Here is a 20034-nt window from a genome sequence, read left to right on the forward strand (position 1 = left end):
GTGCCCGAACAGCGGCGCTGGCGAGCGTCGATGCGAAATGCGATCATCGACACTGAATAAGACAGTGCCGCCAAGGTGCAGTGCCATTTCTGCAACAATTTGATACAGGTGAATGGCAGCCATGCCCGACAACCAGCACTGCCCCGCTTGTGGCGCCCTCAACCAGTGCAGCTTGGCAGATCCGCGCCGAGCCACCCAGGCCTGCTGGTGTTACAGCGTGACCATCGACCCTGCCGTGCTCGAAGCCCTGCCCGCCGAGCTGCGCGACAAAGCCTGCCTGTGCCCGCGCTGCGCCGCCGTCGAAGAACAACTTCGCTCCCCCGCTTCCGACTGACCGTTTGCCATGCGCCTCGACCGTTTCCTCGCCAACCTGCCCAGCCACAACCGCCAGCAAGTCCGTCTGATGCTGGCGCAACGCCGTGTGCGGGTGGATGGCCAAGTGGTCAGCGACCCACTGGCCGAAGTGCGCGAATTCAGCCGCGTGGAGCTGGACGACCAGCTGCTGCAGGCTGGCCGCCCGGCACGCTACCTGATGTTGCACAAGCCGGCAGGCTGCGTCAGCGCCACCCAGGACCCGCAACACCGCACCGTGCTCGACCTGCTGCCAGCCGGTTTGCGTGAGGACCTGCACATTGCCGGGCGGCTGGACTTCAACACTACGGGCTTGATGATCCTGACCAACGATGGCCAATGGTCACGCCGGCTTACCCAGCCCGCGACCAAGCTGCCCAAGCACTACCTGGTGCAAACCGAGGACGAGATTGGCGAGCACTATGTGGCCAAGTTCCTCGAGGGCTTCTACTTCGCTTTCGAAGACCTCACCACCCTGCCCGCCCAGCTGAACATCCTCGGGCCGCGCCAGGCACGGCTGTCGATCATCGAAGGGCGCTATCACCAGGTGAAGCGCATGTTCGGCCATTTCGACAACAAGGTGGTGGGGTTGCATCGGGAGAGCATGGGGGCGATCCGGCTTGACCCGGGGTTAGCGCCTGGGGCGTTTCGTGAGCTGACGGCGGATGAAATAGCGACGGTCTAATCAGCCTGTACCGGCCTCTTCGCGGGCACGCCCGCTCCCACAGGTACACCACAGGCCTCCGGGCTGGTGTGATCCCTGTGGGAGATTCTATGGTTTTCAGCAAGCCAGTTTCGCGCCTTTAGTGACGTATTCGTCCTGATTTTTCATCAGGGCGAATGCCACCCGCGCGAGCTTTCTTGCCAGGATTACCAAAGCTTGGGTTGTTGCTTTACCACTGCTCCGATGCTGTTCGTAAAGCCCTTTCCAGGCTGCCGATCTGCTGGCCGCCATCGCAGCGTTGTGCAATAAGCGACGAATTTCTGAACAACCTCGCTTGGTGAGGCGACGTCGCCCATTCTTCTGCCCGGAATCACTGACTCGTAAATCCATTCCTAGGAATGCAATGTACGAGTCACTGCTTTTGAACTCGCCCCTTGTAAAAGCCATCACCAATGCTGCGGCGGTGAGAAAACCAATGCCCTCTACTGCCTGGCAGCGAGCGACTTGTTCCTGTAGCCCAGCGTCTCGCAGTACTTCTTTAATCTTCTTTTGAATCAACTGATCCAGCCGATCTATCGACTTCACAAAAGTTTCGAAGGCGGCTTTCAAAAGGCTTTCGTTAGCCCAGCTCTGAGTCATTGCAGTACGAGCAGTCACCAAGGCGGCTCTGCGTCGCAAGAGGCTCTGAAGCTTGCCGTAGACAGCGGGAGGCGGGCTCCAAGGGCGAAGGTCCTCGCCTTCATTTTTTAAAAAACGGGACAACAACCGAGCATCGGAGGGGTCGGTTTTAACCCGTCCCCCAACACTTTTCCGGTAGTTGCTCAATTGAAAACCATCGATGACATAGACCTCGAAGCCTAGGCTGTGGGCCAATTCAACCAGGTCCAAGTGGTAGACATTGGTCGCCTCAACAGCGATAGCGGTGTTGAGGGTTTGTTGCTTGAGCCACCTTCTGATCTCGAGTTTGGAGTTTTTCAGCCTGATGATCTCGTCGCGATCATCGTGGTGGATAACCAGCTCAGCCTTCGCGACATCCGCACCCACGATCAACTTACCTACCTGCATTGCCATGGGCGGCTCCTCACGTTATGGTTTTTCGGCTTGAAGGGGTTTCACCAAGAGGCGCTGGCTTGCTTCTATCGTCGCTTGCAAACGATGCATTCTTTATCGGCGCTTTGGTGGAAGGGGTGGGGCGATGTCTCCCACGGTCTGTACTGCTGTGAACAGTCAGAATCGGGCATTTAGTCCCACCACCCCTTCAAGTCTAACCATACAAGCGGGCGAGCCCGCGAAGAGGCCGGACCAGACAGATCAGGGGTCGTCATACGACCGCTCAGCGACAAAAGTCACATTTTCCCCCGAACGGCACTTGCGGGATTCCCGACCCACTGCTTGAATCCAAATCGTCAGTCTGCATGTGACTACCAAAATATTCCTAAACGCTTGAAAGAAAAGGCTGAAACCCAGTAAATACGCGAGTTTCAGCCTTTTTTATGTGACGTGGTAGTACGGCTAAGTTCAGTGGTAGCCGACAGAAAACCGTGGTAGAAAAAACAAATCTACCACGGGAGACCGCCACCATGGCCAAGCTCACAGACCTGGAAATCGGGGCCTTTACCTGCCCACCCGGTAAGAAAATCAAGAAGTACGCCATAGAGCCGGGCCTGTACCTGTGGTGTATGGCGGACGGCGGCAAATGGTGGCGGCTGCGCTATTACCTCGACGGCAAAGAACGCTGCATGGCACTGGGGGCGTACCCCAAGACGACCCTGGCCCAAGCCCGTAAAGCAGCCGAAGCCCATCGCGAGCTTCTTAAGAAAGGCACCGACCCGGCACAGGCGAAAAAGAAGCAGAAGGCCGTCGAGAAACAAGCCAAGGCCGATTCGTTCGAAGCCATCGCCCGTGAATGGTTTGAAGCCCAGTCACCAGAGTGGGGCGAGCGGTACGCCCAAGGCATGTGGGCGCGGCTGGAAGCGCACGCCTTCCCTGTCCTCGGCAAGATGCCAGTCACTGCCATCGAAGCATCCGACGTAATAGAAACACTGCGCAAAGTCCAAGCGGCTGGGTACACCCAGGTGGCGTATCGGGTCTTGGCCAATATCAGCGCGGTGCTCGACTACGCCATCAATAGCGGGCGCCTTGTACAGAATGTGGCCGTAGGTCGTGAAGGCGCATTGAAAAAGCACAAGCCGAAAAATCAGGCGCACGTCAAACCCAAAGAAGTCCCGACCCTGATAAAAAAGATCGCCACCTACGAGACCATAGGCAACCGCCAAACCATGCTGGCGCTGCAACTAATAGCGCTGACGTTCGTTCGCGCCAATGAGCTGTTACAGGCGCAGTGGTCGGAATTCGATATGGATAACGCCTTGTGGGAGATACCCGCCGAGCGCATGAAAATGGAAAGGGCGCTTTTAGTGCCATTGGCGCCACAGGTCATAAAAATACTGGAAGAACTCAAAGCCATGAATCCCGAGAGCGAACTGATTTTACCGGGTCGCGGGGGTAAGCAGGGCATCACAAACAGTACGCTGCTCAATGCACTAAAGCTTTTAGGTTATGCCGGAAAACAGACGGTACATGGCTTCCGCCATATTGCCAGCACGGCACTCAATGAAGCGCGCAACGGTGACGAAAGGATGTTTGACCCCGACGCCATCGAGGCCCAGCTTGCGCATACCACTGGCGGGACAAGGAAGGTCTACAACAAAGCGAAGTACCTGCCCGAACGTCGGAAAATCATGCTGTGGTGGGCCGATCACCTGGGTAAGATGGTCAAGACCAGTTGACCTAGTACGCGATAGTAGTATGTTGAATGCGCAACACCGGGCACCGCAAACGCATGCGTCTGTGCACTCCAGCCTTTGTACGCATGCGGCCCATGACAGGTAACAGGTAGCAGGTAAACAGGAAACGAGCGCGTCATGGCGCGGGGTAGCTGGAGACCCGACAAAGCTTCGATTTGCGAAACGGACGGCCAATGGCCGGATCATTCTTTCGCTGTCGGAGCTTTTTTATGGCCACTCCCATTCCGTTCGACTCCCTTCCCGATTCTGCCGTCATCCGCGAGCCCCTGGTCTTGGCGTTGACCGGCTATTCGCACACTTCGCTGTGGGATGGCGTTAGGGCTGGAACCCTCCCGAAACCCGTGCAAATCGGGCCACGCATGGTCGGCTGGCGCGTGGGCGATGTACGCGCCCTGCTCGCTTCGTTCACCGTCAAGACGACAATCGACGGCAACGCCGCCAAGGCTGTTTCGGGGCGCCAAGCCAAGCGCCAAGCCGCGAAAGCCGAGCTGATTTAAGGGGGCTATATGAAAGGCAAACAAAAGCCCCCTGCCGCGTCAACGGCGAAGGGGGCTGAAGTAACTGCGCGTACTGTCGAATCTACCGCCGAAAGGAATAGCAAGCAAGCTATCGTTTTCCGCGAACTGCTCAATGAGCGTATATGGGTTGTGAGTGACCAGAACAAGGCCCCTTGCAACAGCAGCGGCGAGCCGTTCAATAGCTGGAGCGATACTGACGCCCCCTTGATGACTTACGACGAAGCGCGAGCCACGGCTGATAAGTACGGCTTGCCCAATATCGGCATTATTTTTCCGGCGACCGGCATTGTTCACAATCGTTATCGTCTGCTGTGCCTCGACGTGGACGAAGTGACCGGCTATCGCAAGTACCGCCAGGACAAGCCCGGCAAGCCCGGTTGCAGCGCCATCACCTTCGACCCGGCCACAGATGCCGCCGGGGTGTTGGCCAAACTCCCTCTGGTCGCCCAGCTACCGCCTACCGTATGGGAAGCCAGCGGTAGCCGTACCGGCCTGCATGGCTTCCTGTGGCTGCCCGAGGATCAGGCCGCGCGCTACTGGGGGCGTAACGGCGCCACGCTGGACGGCTGCGCCCACGTCGATACCTTCCTTGCCGGACGTAAGGCGCGGCACCTGATCGTCACTGGCGTGCTGCTGACCAGCTGCACCAGCATTGCCAAGCTCGACGATATCACCCCGCTGAAGCCCCTCCTGAAGCTGGCAGGCGAATCCAAGGGACCACCCGAACTGCTGATATCGAGTGAAGGCATGCCCCATGACCTGACGGCACTCACAGGGCTTAGTGAAGAGCAGCACGCCCTGGTCACTATTGTGGGCAAGGACAAGCTCGACCGCTCAAAACACTTCCAGGGACTTCTGATCAAATTTAACGACGAAATCGGCATGTCGTTTGCCGATCAATTTGCCAGTGTCTGCCACAACGAAGCGACCGTCGATTATTTGCTCGATCACCGGAATCAAGACCCCGTAGCGGCCATGGACTTTGCCCGCTACGAAATAGCAAGGGCTTACGAAAAGTCCGATTTATATGACAGGCACCGTATCGCGAAGTATTACCCGGCGTGGGGCGATGGTGAATTGTTGGTCGATCCCGTCAAGGCTACCGCGCCCGAAGCACCACTCTGCGAATCGCTGTCCAGCTTTATGGCGGATCGCAAACCGCAAGAAGTATTGATCGAGGGCATTCTATACAGGGGCGACCATAATGCCGGGATCGGCCACCCTAACGCGGGTAAAACATCCGGTGTATTGGACATGGCGCTGCATTTAGGCTTCGGCATGGATTTCGGGAAACGCAAAGTTGTGCGCAGTCGCGTACTTTATCTTGCGGGTGAAGATCCAGCCGGTATCAGGAGGCGAATCAAACTTTGGTGCCAGACCCACGGCAAGAATATCGAAGACCTCGACGACTGGCTTTATATCGTCAGGCGCCCGGTGCTCGATGACACGAAAGAAGTCGCAAGATTGAAGTTAGAAATGAAAAAAATCATGCCTGCATTAATGGTCACGGATACTTTTAGTGCCAACTATGGCGGGGAGAGTGAGGATAAAGCCACTGAAGTCAAAAAATGGATGAAGATGATGCGGGAAGACTTCATAACCGAGTTCGGTTTATGCGCTATCACCCTGCATCACCCCCCAAAGGGGTCCGATGATATTTATAACTGGCGCGGTTCCGGTGTCGCCGCTGGCGATCTGGATAACATTTTCGGCTTCTCCAAAATGGGTAACAAGATTCGCATGGATCAGGGCAGTAACAAAGAGGCGAAACATCGGACGGCTGAATTCGAACCCATTATATGGATTACCGAAACCGCCCCAATCAAAGGCTGGACTAACAATCTCGGCAAGCAGGAAACAACAGTTAAAGCCACGTTGGTGGATGATCTTAAGCTGGATATGCCCGCCGCCAAGATCTGTTTAGCCATCAAGGTGCTCAGTGGGTTGAAAGCCAAGTTCTCCCAGGCCGAGGTAGCCAAGCTTGCAGGCATTCCAGCCGGTAGCATTGCATGGCAGGTCGGCACGCTGAAAAAGAGAGGCGGTTTGCCGGACTATCCACGGGTGTCGATGGTGACGGTGAAGGATGACGTGCTGGGCTTGACCAAATCGGGCAAAGCACTGGCCGATTGGGCGCTGGTAGACAGTGAAATGGGGGGTCGGATCAGGGCTTTGCAGCCGCTGACAGACGGTGAAGATGACGATGCCGACGAGTGAAAAAACGGGTCAAAAATCATTAGTTAAAGGGGGTCAAAAAGGGGGGGGTTAAATAATGGTTTTTTGAGGGTTTTTCTGATCAGTCGTATTAGTAGCCATTAGTTGCCACAACCCTGAAAGCCCCGCCCAGCAAGGGTTAGGAGGGTTTCACAAAGGCTAGTTGAGATGACTAATGCTAGTCAAAACCCTAAAAACAACTAACCCGACCCCCCCTAGGGGGGGAGGGATTAGTTAAGGGCAGCTGTTTTGGTTAGTTTTCCACTGGTAAAGGAGACGATTGTGAAGCCCAAATTACTGGTTCATCCATCGCAGGCAAGGACCATCGGCAACCCGGTGGAAATTGAAAGGCTGTTGGGTATGGGCTGGGTGATCGCCGCGCCCAAGGCCAAGACCCGGATGGCGAAGGCCATGCGCGAGCTGAGAGCGCAACGGCGCGCTGCTGGCTGGCAATCGCTGCTGCTGTTCCTGCCACCCGAACAATTGGCCATGGTGAAGGCCGCGCTGCTCCAGGGCGAAAGTTACGCCGAGCTGCTAATTCGCTTAGTGCGCAAACAAAGTTTGCTCTAACGAATTTGTATGGTGGGCATATAGAATTAGAAAACTCATTGGTTCAGTAATAGAGCCCACAGGGCGTGGGCAATAGTGGCAGGTACGCCACCGCCGCCAGCTCACGGCCAGGCTAGGCGGCCACGATGCGGAATCACAAGTCTCGTACAGACTCAGAACCACAGCGAAAAAGGTCTATTTATCATGTAGTTGGAAACGCGGGAAAGGACTTACCACGGTAAATCTACCACTTTGAGTGGGTTTCCTGGCCACGACAGCAGCCAGCGCTTCAATCGCTACAAGCCCCGCCATGAAGCGAGACACCGACCCGCTAGGGGTAGGGTAGGAAAGAAGAGAAACGCGCTAAAAGTGGCCTCGCTGGGGCTGCTGGAGGCGCCTTTGAGGGAATGCAGGCATGAGAACGACGAGATTGACCTTTGTCCGCATAGAAAATCTTGACAGGCGCCATCTTGATACGGCCCAGCGCGCCAAGGCAGCGTCTAAGCTGGCGAACCTCATGCACGGGTCAAACCAGCATGGGTCGAAAGTGGAGGCCTCAATTGAAGCCTCCACAAAAACCGAAGCTATGACACGATCTAAAGCAGCATGGGTCGAAAGTGGAAGGGCAAATTTGCCCTTCCACAAAAGACGAGGCGGTGACGTTGGAGAAAGCCGCTGATCTTTTGGGGATCAAGTTATGAACACTACCCTACCATCCACCGGCACGCTGCCCGCTGTCATTCGCCTGCTGTGCCCGTCCGCGCACGCTGATCTGGCCGATGCCTTGTTTGCCGAGCTAGAGGCCGCACGCGAACCCCCGGTGAAGGCCACCGGTGTCGAGGCTCTACGCCGCGAACTGGAGGCTCTACGCACTGAACTGGCAAGGCTCAAGGCGCAGCCAGCCCAGCAAGCCGAGCGCATGCGGCAATCCAAGATCGACGCGGCTGAAGCGAAGGACGAGGCCCTGCAAGACGCCATTGCCGAGGTGCTGCGTATCAAGCGCAGAACCCTGATCGACAAGAAGGAACGGCATGACCGTGCCAGCTTCGTCCAGGCACAGCTGGAATCAACGCCTGTCGGCTACGGACTCCCCGCTGACTACCGCGATACCGCCCGCGTGAAAGATATCCGCTTGATTCGCAAGGCATTGCGAGCATGGGAAGAAAAAAACGGACTCTCTTGCAAGAGCAAACAGCAACACTAAGCAAGTTGTTGTTAACTCCAGATACGAACACACCAAACGCATCTGGAGAATCATTAAATGCCATCTGCACCCAGCACCGAAAAAGTTGACGCCACCGAACTTCCACCTATCAAGGTAAAGGCACTCCCGAGAAGTTCCTTGCGGTTCCATGAAAGTTGCAACATGGACTGGAGCGCGATACTGCCGCGCGGCACCACAAAGGAAACGGCCGTCTTGTCAGCCCTATGGTCCGTAAATAGCGACCAGTTCCACAGTTTTGACCACATCCATTGTATTTGGGAGGATCGCTCCGCCTACGCTGAACTCTTGGTGCTGGATGCAGGAAGAGGCTACGCCAATGTCGTCATGTTGAGTTATCACCCACTGCCAGCGCTGTTGGTAAGTGAGGCTGGCCTGCCGCCCGGATTCGAGTGCTTTTATGCAGGACCAATTGTCAACGACGAAGGCGGCTACCAAGTGAAGCGCCTGTGTGACGGCTGTTTGATCGTACGAGGCAAACCCAACAAAGAGGCCGCCATAGCCGCTTTGCTCGACCATGCGTCTTTGCGGTGACACGAAAATGAGAACTGCACTCGACGATGCCACCCAACTCATCTTACTTGCGCATATCCAGTTCGTCGCACGGTACTATTTCGCCTTAAGATGCCCACTGGACAAGTTGATCGAGTTCATCCGTTACAGCATCGGTGAAGCTGCCCCGGCAGCGGACCGTATCCGCACTTTCCTGCTGCGGGAAAGTACGCGGGAAACTCTAGAGTTGGACTACGAGACGGCACTCTGGCAATCGGCCGATAGAGCCAAGACATGGCGTCTGGTTTGTCTGGCAACGCCCGATGACCCGCAAGTTGCAGCGCGTCTGTTAAATCGACGCCCGCATTCAACGGACTGCTGCAACTTCTGCTTCCAGGACGAACGTGGCGTATACAACGCGCTGAAACCAGAATTGGACATATATGGAAACGTTGTCGCGGGCGTGAGTTTGCATCGGCAATGTTCCCGGCCGTGGAAACAACTTCGAAATCTGGTAGCGCGGAATCCGCAAACCACCGGCGAATCAGCCGGTGAAGCTAACGTCAGGGAGTCCCTGTTATGAACTCTTTCGAAATAGATGTTTACCGCCACTGCCTAACTATCGCCAAGCGCGAAGCGCGCAAGTTCACTTTCCCGCAATTTCTGCGCGCGGTGGACAAGGCCGATGCCGACATTGACGACAAGGCCGCCATTGCTTCGCTGATTAATGACGCGGATTTCCAGAAAGTTTTATATCAAGTGGGCACCAATCTGTGGGTGGGGCACGACCACTTGATCCGCGTAGTCGATACCCTTTCGGGGAATCAGGGCAGGCAGGAAGTGGGAAAGGGCATGTGTCGCCTCTGCCTGTGCGAGGAAGACGACCCCCGCGAACTGGTGCGCGTGGGCGATAAGAGTTGGGTCCACCACCTCTGCCGGGAGCGTTACGAGAAAATGCGCAACTGCCGCCGGGCATTGGCTTCCACCGGTGGAGGTCAGTTAGATGGCGAATGAACTCGATCTGTACGGCCCCGGTGACTTGGCGCCGTACTCGCCGGGCGGCCTTCAGCCCCTTGCACCGGCACCTTCAGCGGACTGGAACAGCGGCAACGACCTGTTACCCACCGACTACCATGCCCCCGGTGAAGGTCAGGTGCAGGTGTTCGGCCAGCCGTTGCCGCCCGGTGTCACGCTGGAGCAGGTGATGCAAGGCTATACCCAGCTTGGCGGGGTATTTGTCGGCGACATGATGAAGTTGCGGCATAACATCACCCATAGCCAGCTGGCGGTGAAGTGGTTCATGGACTCGATCACCAAAACGCCCGCCAGACAGGCGGCGCACCACCGCTATAACTTATACGAGCACGTTAACGACCCGATCTTTCAAGCCTTCGCCAACTATGCCCATGACCATGGCTTCAGCCAGAAACTGGTCACCGACACCGCATGGTGGGTGACGACCATGGGCCGCAAGTTGGCCGCGCAAAACCCCGGTTCCCAACATGGCACCCCGCCAAGGATGGCCCAATCAAAAGACCCCACCGACAGTTTAACGGATGCGCAATTTGAAGCCGTGGTGAAAGCCAACGACACCGCGAAAGCCAGCACGCAAACGTATCTGGAAAACCTGTGGGGCCAGAGCTACCAACAAAATATAAAACTCGTGGATTCGTACTACCAGTCACTGCCGTTAAACGAGCAGTTGGCCTTGGATAAATACACCACCGGTTGGATAAGGGGCACGAACACGCGGGAGGTGCTGTTATTTTTATTTAAACAAGCTATTGGAGCAGGAAGCCTGCCCAGCGGTGGCGGAAATATTCAGGCAGAAATTAATCAATGTGAGCTTGTCATGCGCACCAACCGTAAAGCGTGGCTGGCCGACAACCAGTTACAAGCAAGATACCGCCACCTGCTGACGCTTAGAGACGGGGGCTGATATGCAGCCTAAAAAGATCAAACGAATCGACAGCGTGCTCGCTAAAGAACGCGCACGCTGGCTTAAGAAGCAACGACGCAATAAAGCTAAAGAGGGCAAATAATCATGGCCAACGTACTAAGACCAAAGGCATCGAACCGCACCAGTGCAACGGTAACTTTAAGCACCGCTGCTGATGGTGCAAGTGAGCAAATTAACGTCACCGGACTTACCGTCGCGGGCATTTTAATGCCTGCCGCTTGGACGGATGCGCGCATCGGATTCCAGTGCAGTGTCGATGGTTCTACCTTTGCCTCGGTGTATAACACCGCTGGCGACCATTTGACATTTTTAACTAGTGCCAACCGCTATATGTCCTTCGACAATATGGATAACTTCGCCGGGCAACAGCTTATCAGGATCGTGTCCGAGACGTCGAATGGCGTGGCCGTGGCCCAGGCATCCGCCCGTACTTTGAAACTTGTACTGTCCGAGGGTTAATCAAAATGTTCGAAGATCACGCTGCAAACGGCAACATCTTGCTGAATGAAGCCCGTGAAGCCCGCAACAAAGTGGCTCTTATCGGTGGCCACGAACGCTTGCTGGCAAAGTTGGACGATCTACTTAACCGTTCCATGGGTTACCCACTGCATGGCGGCGAACAAGCCAAGCTTAAAAATCTGATTAAGCAGGTGAACGCATTATGAGTCCGAAACTTAACTTGATCGCCCGGCAGGTACACCGGCGCGAAGAGGCCCCCGCACCGGTGCCAGAAGCCTCGGGCGGTGTCGGCAATGCCATTGAGCAGATGATCGCCGCTGAAGTGGACCGGCGCGTCGGTGAAGCACTGGCTGAGCAGCGCCGCCAGCTGGAGGCCAGCCGACCACCAGCACCGACCTACACCGACTTCAAGCAGATTCCACCGGTGCCGCAGACGCGGGCGCGCAAGGCCATGCAGGGCACCGTGCAGCGCGACGGTGCCGGTGTGGCAAGGGCCATGGTCATCAACGGCAAGCGCTTGCTGCTGCAACGTGACGCGGCCGGGCAGCTGGTGGGCTTTGTCGATGAAGAGCAGGCGAGCGAAGTGAACTACAACGGCCTGCCCCCGGTGCCTGCTGACTTCAACCGGCCGCGCAAGCTGTACGGCAACGACGGGGCGGTGTAAGCCATGGCCACCCTGACGTTCTCCAGCAGCGATGACGCTGTGGTTGTAGCAGAAGCCCGCGCCCTGGCCACCACCCTGACCTTGTGGCTGCGCGAACAGGTACAGCCCGAAGCTGCACCACCGGCTGCTGCATCCTTCACCTATGGCGAGGACGGCAGTTTGAAGTCGGTCGTCGTGACCCTGGAGACCTGACCATGGCGACCCGAGGCAGAAAGCCAGGATCGCCCAAGGTGCCGGGGAGTGGCCGCGTGAAGGGTAAATCACTGGACCGTGGCGAAAGGCAGCTGGTCACGAGCCAGATGGCCGGGGATATCATGGCGGTGTACGAGGCCATGGGTGGGGTCGATTGGCTGCTCAAGTTCGCCCAGGCCAACCCCAAGGAATTTATCCAGCAAGGGCTGTCGCGTTTGTTCCCGGCTGCGCAGAAAGAAGGCGACGACACCGGTGGCGGCAACCACAACACCCAAAACAATTACTACATGACCCCGCTAGAAGCGGCACAAAGGGTGGCTTTTGCTTTATCGGTCGGTGCGCGGGAGCTAGAAAAGCAGGCTGTTACCATCGAGCACCGGCCAGCGAGCGACGACCCTGTGACTGTCGAACCCGAAATGTCGCCCCAGGAAGCCTGCCGCTGGGTGGCACCCGATCAGCCGAACCCGTCACCCCACCAAGACGACTTCCAGCGTGATATGGCACGGGACGCGGCCCGCCAGCGCTGGATTGATGAGCTGCCCCTGACCGATGAGCAGCGCGCCGACGCTGCTGTGGTGCGCGAGACGGTGGAGCGCGACATTACCAACTACCGGGGCGGATCATCTGCCGAGCAGTACGACGCGCCGCGTCGCCCTTCAGCCGACCGGCCAACCCCCGGTGATCGCCGCCGGGCCGTCATGAGCCGTCGCGGCCGCGACCTGTTATAGCGTCGTCCGACTTAATCAGCTTGGCCTAATCACATTCTTGGATCTTCCCATTGGAACTCTTCAACACCAAACTCAATACCACGCCCCAAGCCTTTTATATGCAAATCAAACTCATCATTGATGAACTCGCCCTCATCAGCTTCAAAAGACAAGTCCAGCTCGATAGAAAAATTCTTTTCCTCTTCTTCCTGGCGAGCGGTCGAGTCAAATGTATATAAAATATCATCTTCCTTGTCATAGTGGCCGGTCGTAGTGTCTGGGCCGCTAACATGCACCAGGAACTTTACATCCACGTCGAATGTGATCTGACAACTTTCATCGTCCAAATGAATTATTTGCGGCTCAAAATCTTCAATTTTAATGACTTCAAAACTATCTAATTCGGCGTCCTCCCATGTTGAAGAGTTATAGCCGTCTGCATCCTCTAGCTGAAATTTTATCTGCTGTATAATATCGTCTCTCTTGCGCTCCAAGAATTGCTCGACGAACCGAGTTCTCTCGTCGTTGTGCTTGTTGTAAATATCAAGCAATCCACTAAGCGTTTCAATATTTACGAATCGCTCATTAGCCTCGCAAAATGCTTTGTGGTCACCGTCACCCGAAACCACGTATACCTTTTCCTGCCCTTTCAAGGCAGAGCGTATTGCGAGAAGGGAGAATGCATCACGGAACTCGTTAGGTTTTTGGGCGCTGAATGGACTGGTTTGATTAAAGAACATCTCAACAATCTCATTGCCATCTACACCGGTCATGTCAACGATATTGGCGTTCGATGCATCAATAAATTCGTCAAACGCCTTTAATGCTTGCGCCTCTAAATCATCTTCATTGATTTCAGTAAAAAGGTTTTTTATATTCTCGTCATCATACTCTTTAAGAACGGCAGCTTTCCGCCGAAAATTCCTGATGCCTTTAAGCGCGTCTTTGATATGGTCAATAATTTTTCGCCGTACTTCATTCACCACAATAGTGCTTGTGATATGGTTCAGCTCATTGTTGGCGCACAGCTCCTCAAAGGCTTTAATCGTTCTAGAGCTGAAATCAAGATTTGCCTTGTAGAAGAATTCCGTGTCAATAAATACATTGCGAGTAACTAACGGCATTTTCCCTTTACCTTTTAATATTCAAGACGCTACTCTCGCACTAGAGCACAGAAAAGTCGATACCCATCAGTTATTCCCTAGCGTTTTACCGATTGTCGGCTGAAGGCCCAATGCCTGGACCGTGTGACCCTCGACGAAACCCGGCCAGAAACGATAAAGGCCTGCATCGCTGTAGGCCCACGGCCAGACGCCCGCAGCCCCACTCCCCATCACAACCGTTCGTCGGCAAATCCACCCGTCCCGCGCCAGCTTCGCCTACGCTCCAGACTCGTGGGTTTCACTTGTGACCAGATAGTCATTAGCGCAGTGGTAACTTCTAGTGGTAAGCGCGAAATGACAGACGGATGAAATCCAGCGAAATCAAAGCTTTAGGTTGATAACAACAAGGCTGCATGTGACTACCAAGTCACGACCGCAGTCGAAGACACTTTTTGCCGGCCACCCAGGGCCTCGATGCCTTGGGGCACGGCGAATTGCCCGCCAAAAACAATACCGTCGACGCACGTGCCAAGGATCGACACAGGGCCCCCCGGTTTCTCTTCAGGCAAATGCCTACCTGTCATAAAGAACGTGCACCCTAGGTGACGCGAATACCCTTTTTGCGCCAGGAGTCGATGACATGAGGCCAGAAATCGCTGTACTTGATATCCAAGGTCAGTATCGGGTTTACACGGAGTTCTATCGCGCGGATGCGGCCGAGAATACGATCATCCTGATCAATGGCTCGCTTGCCACCACGGCCTCGTTCGCCCAGACGGTACGTAACCTGCACCCGCAGTTCAACGTTGTACTGTTCGACCAGCCATACGCTGGCAAATCCAAGCCGCACAATCGCCAGGAACGCTTTATCAGCAAGGAGACCGAAGCGCATATTCTCCTCGAGCTGATCGAGCACTTCCAGGCAGACCACGTGATGTCGTTCTCGTGGGGTGGCGCAAGTACGCTGCTGGCGCTGGCGCACCAGCCGCGGGGCGTGAAGAAGGCAGTGGTGAGTTCGTTCTCACCGGTGATCAACGAACCGATGCGCGACTACCTGGACCGTGGTTGCCAATACCTGGCCGCCTGCGACCGTTATCAGGTCGGCAATTTGATCAACGACACCATCGGCAAACACCTGCCGTCACTGTTCAAGCGCTTCAACTACCGCCATGTCAGCAGCCTGGACAGCCACGAGTATGCGCAGATGCACTTCCACATCAACGAGGTGCTGCAACATGACCTGGGGCGGGCGCTGGATGGTGCACGCAATATCGACATCCCGGTACTTTTCATCAATGGTGACCGCGACGAGTACACCACGGTCGAAGATGCGCGGCAGTTCAGCAAGCACGTGGGCCGAAGCCACTTCAGCGTGATCCGCGATGCAGGCCACTTCCTGGATATGGAACACAAGGCCGCTTGCGAGGACACTCGCAGTGTCATGCTGGGGTTCCTGAAGCCAACCGTGCGTGAACCTCGTCAACGTTACCAGCCTGTAAAACAGGGGCAGCATGCATTGGCCATCTGAGCAACTCGGCGTCCTGTGGCTCAAACCCGCAAACCATGGGGCGCCGACAAGCTTTTTAATAACTTGGGCTTCTAATTCGTTGAGGGTTCTGGTAAAAAGTGCTGCGCAAACGCGGGTATAGTTTAGTGGTAAAACGAAAGCTTCCCAAGCTTTAGTTGAGGGTTCGATTCCCTCTACCCGCTCCACATCGCATTCCCGCATGGCGTTCCAGCAACGTCATCGCTGTCAAAAGGAGCCCAGGCTCCTTTTTTCGTTTCTCCCCCCTCCCTTTGACCTGCCCCATGGCCATTTGCCTGCCGATCCGCTTCAATGCGTGGATGGATTCGTGAAGCATTTCGAAAGGACGACGCATGTTTCTCTCCCGCTGGCTACCGGGCCTTGCCAACCTGCTGCACTACCGCCGCGAGTGGTTCCACGCCGACCTGCAGGCCGGCCTCTCGGTGGCGGCGATCCAGATTCCCATTGCCATCGCCTACGCGCAGATCGTCGGCCTGCCGCCGCAGTACGGCCTGTATGCCTGTGTGCTGCCGATGATGGTCTATGCCCTGATCGGAAGCTCGCGCCAGCTGATGGTCGGCCCAGACGCCGCTACCTGCGCGATGATCGCCGGCGCCGTGGCGCCGTTGGCCATGGGCGAGCCGCACCGGATTGCCGAGCTGTCGGTGATCGTCACCTTGCTGGTCGGGGTAATGCTGATCGCGGCTGGGGTAGCCCGGGCCGGGTTCATCGCCAGCTTCTTCTCGCGGCCGATCCTGATCGGTTATCTCAACGGTATCGGCCTGAGTCTGATCGCCGGGCAGTTGTCCAAGGTGGTGGGGTTCAAGATCGAGGGCGACGGTTTCATCCTCAGCCTGATCAACTTCTTCCAGCGCCTGGGCGAAATCCACTGGGTGACGCTGCTCATCGGCATCGCCGCACTGGGCCTGCTGATCTGGCTGCCACGACGCTACCCCAAGCTGCCTGCGGCGCTAACTGTAGTGGCGCTGTTCATGCTGCTGGTCGGCCTGCTCGGCCTTGACCGCTTTGGCGTCGCCATTCTCGGCCCGGTACCTGCCGGCATCCCGCAGCTGGCCTGGCCACACAGTAACCTGGCAGAAATGAAAAGCCTGCTGCGCGACGCCCTGGGTATCGCCACCGTCAGCTTCTGCAGCGCCATGCTCACCGCACGCAGCTTTGCCGCCCGGCACGGCTACGCGATCAACGCCAACCACGAATTCGTCGCCCTGGGCGTAAGCAACCTGGCTGCCGGGGTTTCCCAGGGCTTTGCCATCAGCGGCGCAGACTCGCGCACTGCGGTCAACGACATGGTCGGTGGCAAGAGCCAACTGGTGGGCATCATCGCAGCACTAGTCATCGCCCTGATCCTGTTGTTCTTCACCGCGCCGATGGCGTGGATCCCGCAGGCCGCGCTGGGTGCCGTGCTGCTGATGGCAGGCTGGGGGCTGATCGACATCAAGTCGCTGAAGCATATCCGCCGCCTGAGCCGCTTCGAGTTCTGGCTTTGCCTGCTGACCACGGTCGGTGTGCTGAGCCTGGGCGTGCTGCCCGGCATCGTGTTTGCCGTGACCCTGGCGATCCTGCGCCTGCTGTACAGCATCTATCAGCCCACCGACGCAGTGCTGGGCTGGCTGCCGGGCACCGAAGGCCAGGTGGACATCCGCAAACACAAGGATGCCCGCACCGTGCCAGGCCTGGTGGTGTACCGCTTCGACGACGCGATCCTGTTCTTCAACGCCGACTACTTCAAGATGCGCCTGCTCGAAGCGGTGCAGAGCCAGGAACGGCCCAGGGCCGTGCTGTTCGATGCCGAGGCGGTGACCAGCATCGACGTCAGCGGCATCGCCGCCCTGCGCGAAGTGCGCGACACCCTGGCCGCCCAGGGCATCTTCTTCGCCATCGCCCGTGCCCGCGGCACCTTCCTGCGCATGCTGGTGCGCTCGGGGATGGCCCGGGAGATGGAAGACAAACTGCTGTTCGGCTCGGTGCGGGCGGGCATTCGCGCCTATCGGGTTTGGCGTAACAGGAGTCGCGTTGGGCAACAGGCTGAACAAGGTTGAAGCGTTGCGTCGCTGCTACTGGCCATATCGCAGGCAAGCGGGCTCCCATAGGTACTGCACTGCTCTCAATGCCTGTGACGAACATGTGGGAGCTGGCTTGCCGGCGATAGGGCCAGTGCAGCCTGCACAAAGCAGTTGCCTGGACACCAACCCTCGCACGCCTTGCATGACATGCTAAAGTCGCCCCCGTTCCCGCTCCACCCAACGGACCCCAGCATGCCCGCACTAGACGCCACTCTCACCCCCTGGCCGGAACTCGCCGCCCGCCACCCTTGCGACGCCCTGCTGCTGGGCAACGGCGCCAGCCGCGTGCTGTGGAAGCCGTTCGGCTACTTCTCGCTGTTCGAGGAAACGCAACGTGCCGGGCGCAAGAAAGGCCTGGCCGTCAGCGACCAGGCACTGTTCAAGTCACTGGGTACGGAACTGTTCGAGCCGGTGCTCAGCGCCCTCAACACCACCGTGCGCACCAACGCCGCGCTGGCCATCAACTCCACCGCGCCGCTGAACCGCTACTACTCGATCAAGGAAGCGCTGATCCACGCCGTACGCACGGTGCACCTGCCGTGGCCACTCATGCCGGCCACGACCCTGGCAACCCTCAACCAGGCCCTGCGCGGCTACCGCAGCGTCTACACCAGCAACTACGACCTGCTGCTACCGTGGGCCGTGCAACACGCCCCGCAGGGTTTCGCCGAACTGTTCGACGAGCAAGGCTTCTTCGACGTGCGCCGCACCAACGGCGAAGGCACGCGGGTGCTGCACCTGCATGGCGGCCTGCACCTGCTCAAGCTGCCCGACGGTACCACCCGCCAACGCAGTGCCGACAGCGCCGAACTGCTTGATGGTTTTGCCGTGAACATCCCGGGCGAAGTGCCGCTGTTCGTCAACGAAGACCGCAGCGACGAGAAGCTGCGCGCCATCCGCAACTCTGACTACCTGGGCTGGTGCCTGGGGCAACTGGCGCGGGAAAGCCAGGGGCTATGCCTGTTCGGGCTGCACCTGGACAGCAGTGACCAGCATCTGCTCGAAGCCATCCGACAGGCCCGACCGACGCATCTGTCGATTGCCATAAGGCCGTTGAGCGAGGCATCGGTGATCAACCAGAAGCAGCATTTTGTCGACAGGTTCGGGGATATGCCGGGGACAATGCTGCACTTCTTTGATGCCAGTACGCATCCGTTGGGACAGGCAGAACTGGCTATCGAGGCGCCAGCTCGCACCTGATCGCTCAACGCAGTCAGTTGCAGGAGCTGCCTGGCGTCGTAACGTCAGAGCAACCCATCCGCACGCAACAACGTCTCCAGGCAATGCTCCTGCACCCCGTAAAAGGCCTTGAGCTGCCCGATCTTCTCCAGCAACGCGCCGTTGTCCCCTGCCTGGCGCCGCTTCACCGCAAGAATCATCTTGTTCTTGTTGGTGTGCTCCAGCGAGATGAACTCGAACACCTTGGTCTCGTACCCGCAGGCTTCGAGGTACAGCGCGCGCAGGCTGTCGGTCAGCATTTCGGCCTGCTGGCCCATGTGCAGGCCGTACTGCAGCATCGGTTGCAACAACCCCGGGCTGTGCAGTTGCGGGCGGATCTGCTTGTGGCAACACGGCGAGCACATGATGATCGCGGCGTTGCAGCGAATGCCGGTGTGGATGGCGTAGTCGGTGGCGATGTCGCAGGCATGCAGGGCAATCATCACTTCGATGGCCTCGGGCACCACGCTACGCACGTCACCACACTGGAACTCCAGGCCCGGGTGCTCCAGGCGCAAGGCGGCGGCGTTGCACAGGTCGACCATGTCCTGGCGCAGCTCGACGCCGGTTACCTGCGCTTCGCGGCCCAGGCTATTGCGCAGGTAGTCGTGCATGGCAAAGGTCAGGTAGCCCTTGCCTGAGCCGAAGTCGGCCACCCGTAGCGCCTGCTCCGCCGGCACCGGTGCACTGGCCAGGGCGTGGTCGAAGACTTCGATGAACTTGTTGATCTGCTTCCACTTGCGCGACATCGACGGTATCAGCGCGCCTTGTGCGTCAGTAACCCCGAGGTCACGCAGGAACGGCCGTGAAAGCTCCAGATAGCGCTTCTTCTCGCGGTCATGGCCGCTGCTGCTGGCAGCTTCGCGTGGCGCTTGTGCGCCGTGGCGCTGGAGCATGGGCTTGCCCTTCTTGCTGAAGGTCAACTGCACTTCACCGTCGGCATCGAACAGGTGCGCGTTGCGGAAGCTGTCCGGTAGCAGCTCGGCGACCAGCGCCTGGGCCTGCTCCAGCGCCAGATTGCGGGTGATGTCACGGGTCTGGTGGCGATAGACCAGCGACAGGCACGGCTGGCCCTTGACCTGCAGCGGCTTAGCAATGATCCGTTGCAAGGTCTGGTCGGCACCGACATGGCGCGCCAATACCAGTTTGACCAGGGTATTGCCATGCAGGGCGGCGTTCAGCAGGTCGAGAAACTGGGTGCGCGCATCCGGCGCGGATGGGGCAGAAGAACTGGCGGACATGGAAAAACGGTGCCTCGGGTAGCGGGGAGCGCATGGCGCAATGCACGCATTCTACAGGGTGGCTAAC

General features: G+C 57.5%; 22 protein-coding genes and 1 tRNA gene. 20 read left to right on the forward strand and 3 right to left on the reverse strand.

Going from position 1 to position 20034, the window contains the following annotated elements:
• The first annotated feature begins 121 nt into the window (after positions 1 to 121).
• Positions 122 to 334: a cysteine-rich CWC family protein gene (locus QN085_RS20595; RefSeq protein WP_015271611.1), complete on the forward strand. Its 213-nt coding sequence runs from the start codon at positions 122 to 124 to the stop codon at positions 332 to 334.
• A 9-nt stretch (positions 335 to 343) separates the two neighbouring features.
• Positions 344 to 1036, forward strand: coding sequence for a pseudouridine synthase (locus QN085_RS20600; RefSeq protein WP_013974015.1), 693 nt, complete (start codon positions 344 to 346; stop codon positions 1034 to 1036).
• Between the two features lie 96 nt (positions 1037 to 1132).
• Here the strand turns inward: QN085_RS20600 and QN085_RS20605 are convergent, their stop codons facing one another.
• The gene (locus tag QN085_RS20605) at positions 1133 to 2086 is read right to left on the reverse strand and encodes an IS110 family RNA-guided transposase (RefSeq protein WP_013973518.1); all 954 of its coding nucleotides are present in this window, start codon (positions 2084 to 2086) and stop codon (positions 1133 to 1135) included.
• A gap of 509 nt (positions 2087 to 2595) precedes the next feature.
• Between QN085_RS20605 and QN085_RS20610 the strand changes: the two genes are divergently transcribed.
• The 14 genes from QN085_RS20610 to QN085_RS20675 all read left to right on the forward strand — a co-directional run bounded on the left by QN085_RS20610 (position 2596) and on the right by QN085_RS20675 (position 12817).
• Positions 2596 to 3804 (forward strand): tyrosine-type recombinase/integrase, encoded by a 1209-nt coding sequence (locus QN085_RS20610; protein WP_285688173.1) that lies wholly within the window; start codon positions 2596 to 2598, stop codon positions 3802 to 3804.
• Positions 3805 to 4031: 227 nt separating this feature from the next.
• The gene (locus tag QN085_RS20615; protein WP_285688176.1) at positions 4032 to 4319 is read left to right on the forward strand and encodes a helix-turn-helix transcriptional regulator; all 288 of its coding nucleotides are present in this window, start codon (positions 4032 to 4034) and stop codon (positions 4317 to 4319) included.
• A 9-nt stretch (positions 4320 to 4328) separates the two neighbouring features.
• Entirely contained in the window at positions 4329 to 6554 is a 2226-nt protein-coding gene (locus tag QN085_RS20620) for an AAA family ATPase (RefSeq protein ID WP_285688178.1), read from the forward strand.
• Positions 6555 to 6833: 279 nt separating this feature from the next.
• Entirely contained in the window at positions 6834 to 7121 is a 288-nt protein-coding gene (locus QN085_RS20625) for a hypothetical protein (protein ID WP_285688180.1), read from the forward strand.
• A gap of 676 nt (positions 7122 to 7797) precedes the next feature.
• Entirely contained in the window at positions 7798 to 8304 is a 507-nt protein-coding gene (locus QN085_RS20630; protein WP_285688182.1) for a hypothetical protein, read from the forward strand.
• A gap of 57 nt (positions 8305 to 8361) precedes the next feature.
• Positions 8362 to 8856 carry a hypothetical protein gene (locus tag QN085_RS20635; protein ID WP_285688184.1) on the forward strand — a complete coding sequence of 165 codons (495 nt, stop codon included), beginning with the start codon at positions 8362 to 8364 and terminating at the stop codon, positions 8854 to 8856.
• A gap of 7 nt (positions 8857 to 8863) precedes the next feature.
• Positions 8864 to 9397 carry a hypothetical protein gene (locus tag QN085_RS20640; RefSeq protein WP_285688185.1) on the forward strand — a complete coding sequence of 178 codons (534 nt, stop codon included), beginning with the start codon at positions 8864 to 8866 and terminating at the stop codon, positions 9395 to 9397.
• Entirely contained in the window at positions 9394 to 9828 is a 435-nt protein-coding gene (locus QN085_RS20645; RefSeq protein ID WP_285688187.1) for an RING finger protein, read from the forward strand. The genes QN085_RS20640 and QN085_RS20645 overlap by 4 nt, the downstream gene beginning before the upstream one ends.
• Complete coding sequence (locus tag QN085_RS20650; RefSeq protein ID WP_285688190.1) at positions 9818 to 10753, forward strand: hypothetical protein; 936 nt, start codon at positions 9818 to 9820, stop codon at positions 10751 to 10753. Before QN085_RS20645 ends, QN085_RS20650 begins: the two co-directional genes overlap by 11 nt.
• Before the next feature lie 105 nt (positions 10754 to 10858).
• Positions 10859 to 11233 carry a hypothetical protein gene (locus QN085_RS20655; protein ID WP_285688192.1) on the forward strand — a complete coding sequence of 125 codons (375 nt, stop codon included), beginning with the start codon at positions 10859 to 10861 and terminating at the stop codon, positions 11231 to 11233.
• 5 nt (positions 11234 to 11238) lie between these two features.
• On the forward strand, positions 11239 to 11439 hold the full coding sequence (locus QN085_RS20660) for a hypothetical protein (protein ID WP_253230511.1): 201 nt from the start codon (positions 11239 to 11241) through the stop codon (positions 11437 to 11439).
• A complete protein-coding gene (locus QN085_RS20665) occupies positions 11436 to 11897 on the forward strand; it encodes a hypothetical protein (RefSeq protein ID WP_285688196.1) in 462 nt (153 codons plus the stop codon). The genes QN085_RS20660 and QN085_RS20665 overlap by 4 nt, the downstream gene beginning before the upstream one ends.
• Before the next feature lie 3 nt (positions 11898 to 11900).
• On the forward strand, positions 11901 to 12089 hold the full coding sequence (locus tag QN085_RS20670) for a hypothetical protein (protein ID WP_285688198.1): 189 nt from the start codon (positions 11901 to 11903) through the stop codon (positions 12087 to 12089).
• Positions 12090 to 12091: 2 nt separating this feature from the next.
• Entirely contained in the window at positions 12092 to 12817 is a 726-nt protein-coding gene (locus tag QN085_RS20675; RefSeq protein WP_285688200.1) for a hypothetical protein, read from the forward strand.
• A gap of 29 nt (positions 12818 to 12846) precedes the next feature.
• Here QN085_RS20675 and QN085_RS20680 read toward each other — a convergent pair whose 3' ends face one another.
• On the reverse strand, positions 12847 to 13920 hold the full coding sequence (locus tag QN085_RS20680) for a PIN domain-containing protein (protein WP_285688202.1): 1074 nt from the start codon (positions 13918 to 13920) through the stop codon (positions 12847 to 12849).
• A gap of 619 nt (positions 13921 to 14539) precedes the next feature.
• On the opposite strand from QN085_RS20680, the gene phaG reads away from it, so the two are divergent.
• The 4 genes from phaG to QN085_RS20700 all read left to right on the forward strand — a co-directional run bounded on the left by phaG (position 14540) and on the right by QN085_RS20700 (position 18708).
• Positions 14540 to 15427, forward strand: coding sequence for a (R)-3-hydroxydecanoyl-ACP:CoA transacylase (gene phaG, locus QN085_RS20685; protein ID WP_023662324.1), 888 nt, complete (start codon positions 14540 to 14542; stop codon positions 15425 to 15427).
• Between the two features lie 111 nt (positions 15428 to 15538).
• Positions 15539 to 15612 (forward strand) — tRNA-Gly (locus QN085_RS20690).
• 165 nt (positions 15613 to 15777) lie between these two features.
• Positions 15778 to 17484 (forward strand): SulP family inorganic anion transporter, encoded by a 1707-nt coding sequence (locus QN085_RS20695; protein ID WP_013974017.1) that lies wholly within the window; start codon positions 15778 to 15780, stop codon positions 17482 to 17484.
• Positions 17485 to 17700: 216 nt separating this feature from the next.
• On the forward strand, positions 17701 to 18708 hold the full coding sequence (locus QN085_RS20700; protein ID WP_041505626.1) for a DUF4917 family protein: 1008 nt from the start codon (positions 17701 to 17703) through the stop codon (positions 18706 to 18708).
• A 44-nt stretch (positions 18709 to 18752) separates the two neighbouring features.
• On the opposite strand, the gene QN085_RS20705 is transcribed toward QN085_RS20700, so the two are convergent.
• Positions 18753 to 19967 (reverse strand): class I SAM-dependent methyltransferase, encoded by a 1215-nt coding sequence (locus QN085_RS20705; RefSeq protein WP_013974019.1) that lies wholly within the window; start codon positions 19965 to 19967, stop codon positions 18753 to 18755.
• Between the last annotated feature and the right edge of the window lie 67 nt (positions 19968 to 20034).

It is taken from the genome of Pseudomonas sp. M2(2023), assembly GCF_030263955.1.
GTDB classification, from domain to species: domain Bacteria; phylum Pseudomonadota; class Gammaproteobacteria; order Pseudomonadales; family Pseudomonadaceae; genus Aquipseudomonas; species Aquipseudomonas asiatica.

Excerpts from the sequence above, each read along its gene's own strand:
- phaG (WP_023662324.1), top strand. The coding sequence starts at position 14,540 with ATGAGGCCAGAAATCGCTGTACTTGATATCCAAGGTCAGTATCGGGTT.
- QN085_RS20655 (WP_285688192.1), top strand. The coding sequence starts at position 10,859 with ATGGCCAACGTACTAAGACCAAAGGCATCGAACCGCACCAGTGCAACG.
- QN085_RS20615 (WP_285688176.1), top strand. The coding sequence starts at position 4,032 with ATGGCCACTCCCATTCCGTTCGACTCCCTTCCCGATTCTGCCGTCATC.
- QN085_RS20675 (WP_285688200.1), top strand. The coding sequence starts at position 12,092 with ATGGCGACCCGAGGCAGAAAGCCAGGATCGCCCAAGGTGCCGGGGAGT.
- QN085_RS20620 (WP_285688178.1), top strand. The coding sequence starts at position 4,329 with ATGAAAGGCAAACAAAAGCCCCCTGCCGCGTCAACGGCGAAGGGGGCT.
- QN085_RS20695 (WP_013974017.1), top strand. The coding sequence starts at position 15,778 with ATGTTTCTCTCCCGCTGGCTACCGGGCCTTGCCAACCTGCTGCACTAC.
- QN085_RS20630 (WP_285688182.1), top strand. The coding sequence starts at position 7,798 with ATGAACACTACCCTACCATCCACCGGCACGCTGCCCGCTGTCATTCGC.
- QN085_RS20610 (WP_285688173.1), top strand. The coding sequence starts at position 2,596 with ATGGCCAAGCTCACAGACCTGGAAATCGGGGCCTTTACCTGCCCACCC.
- QN085_RS20635 (WP_285688184.1), top strand. The coding sequence starts at position 8,362 with ATGCCATCTGCACCCAGCACCGAAAAAGTTGACGCCACCGAACTTCCA.
- QN085_RS20705 (WP_013974019.1), bottom strand. The coding sequence starts at position 19,967 with ATGTCCGCCAGTTCTTCTGCCCCATCCGCGCCGGATGCGCGCACCCAG.
- QN085_RS20700 (WP_041505626.1), top strand. The coding sequence starts at position 17,701 with ATGCCCGCACTAGACGCCACTCTCACCCCCTGGCCGGAACTCGCCGCC.
- QN085_RS20600 (WP_013974015.1), top strand. The coding sequence starts at position 344 with ATGCGCCTCGACCGTTTCCTCGCCAACCTGCCCAGCCACAACCGCCAG.
- QN085_RS20670 (WP_285688198.1), top strand. The coding sequence starts at position 11,901 with ATGGCCACCCTGACGTTCTCCAGCAGCGATGACGCTGTGGTTGTAGCA.
- QN085_RS20645 (WP_285688187.1), top strand. The coding sequence starts at position 9,394 with ATGAACTCTTTCGAAATAGATGTTTACCGCCACTGCCTAACTATCGCC.
- QN085_RS20650 (WP_285688190.1), top strand. The coding sequence starts at position 9,818 with ATGGCGAATGAACTCGATCTGTACGGCCCCGGTGACTTGGCGCCGTAC.
- QN085_RS20680 (WP_285688202.1), bottom strand. The coding sequence starts at position 13,920 with ATGCCGTTAGTTACTCGCAATGTATTTATTGACACGGAATTCTTCTAC.
- QN085_RS20595 (WP_015271611.1), top strand. The coding sequence starts at position 122 with ATGCCCGACAACCAGCACTGCCCCGCTTGTGGCGCCCTCAACCAGTGC.
- QN085_RS20605 (WP_013973518.1), bottom strand. The coding sequence starts at position 2,086 with ATGGCAATGCAGGTAGGTAAGTTGATCGTGGGTGCGGATGTCGCGAAG.
- QN085_RS20640 (WP_285688185.1), top strand. The coding sequence starts at position 8,864 with ATGAGAACTGCACTCGACGATGCCACCCAACTCATCTTACTTGCGCAT.
- QN085_RS20660 (WP_253230511.1), top strand. The coding sequence starts at position 11,239 with ATGTTCGAAGATCACGCTGCAAACGGCAACATCTTGCTGAATGAAGCC.
- QN085_RS20665 (WP_285688196.1), top strand. The coding sequence starts at position 11,436 with ATGAGTCCGAAACTTAACTTGATCGCCCGGCAGGTACACCGGCGCGAA.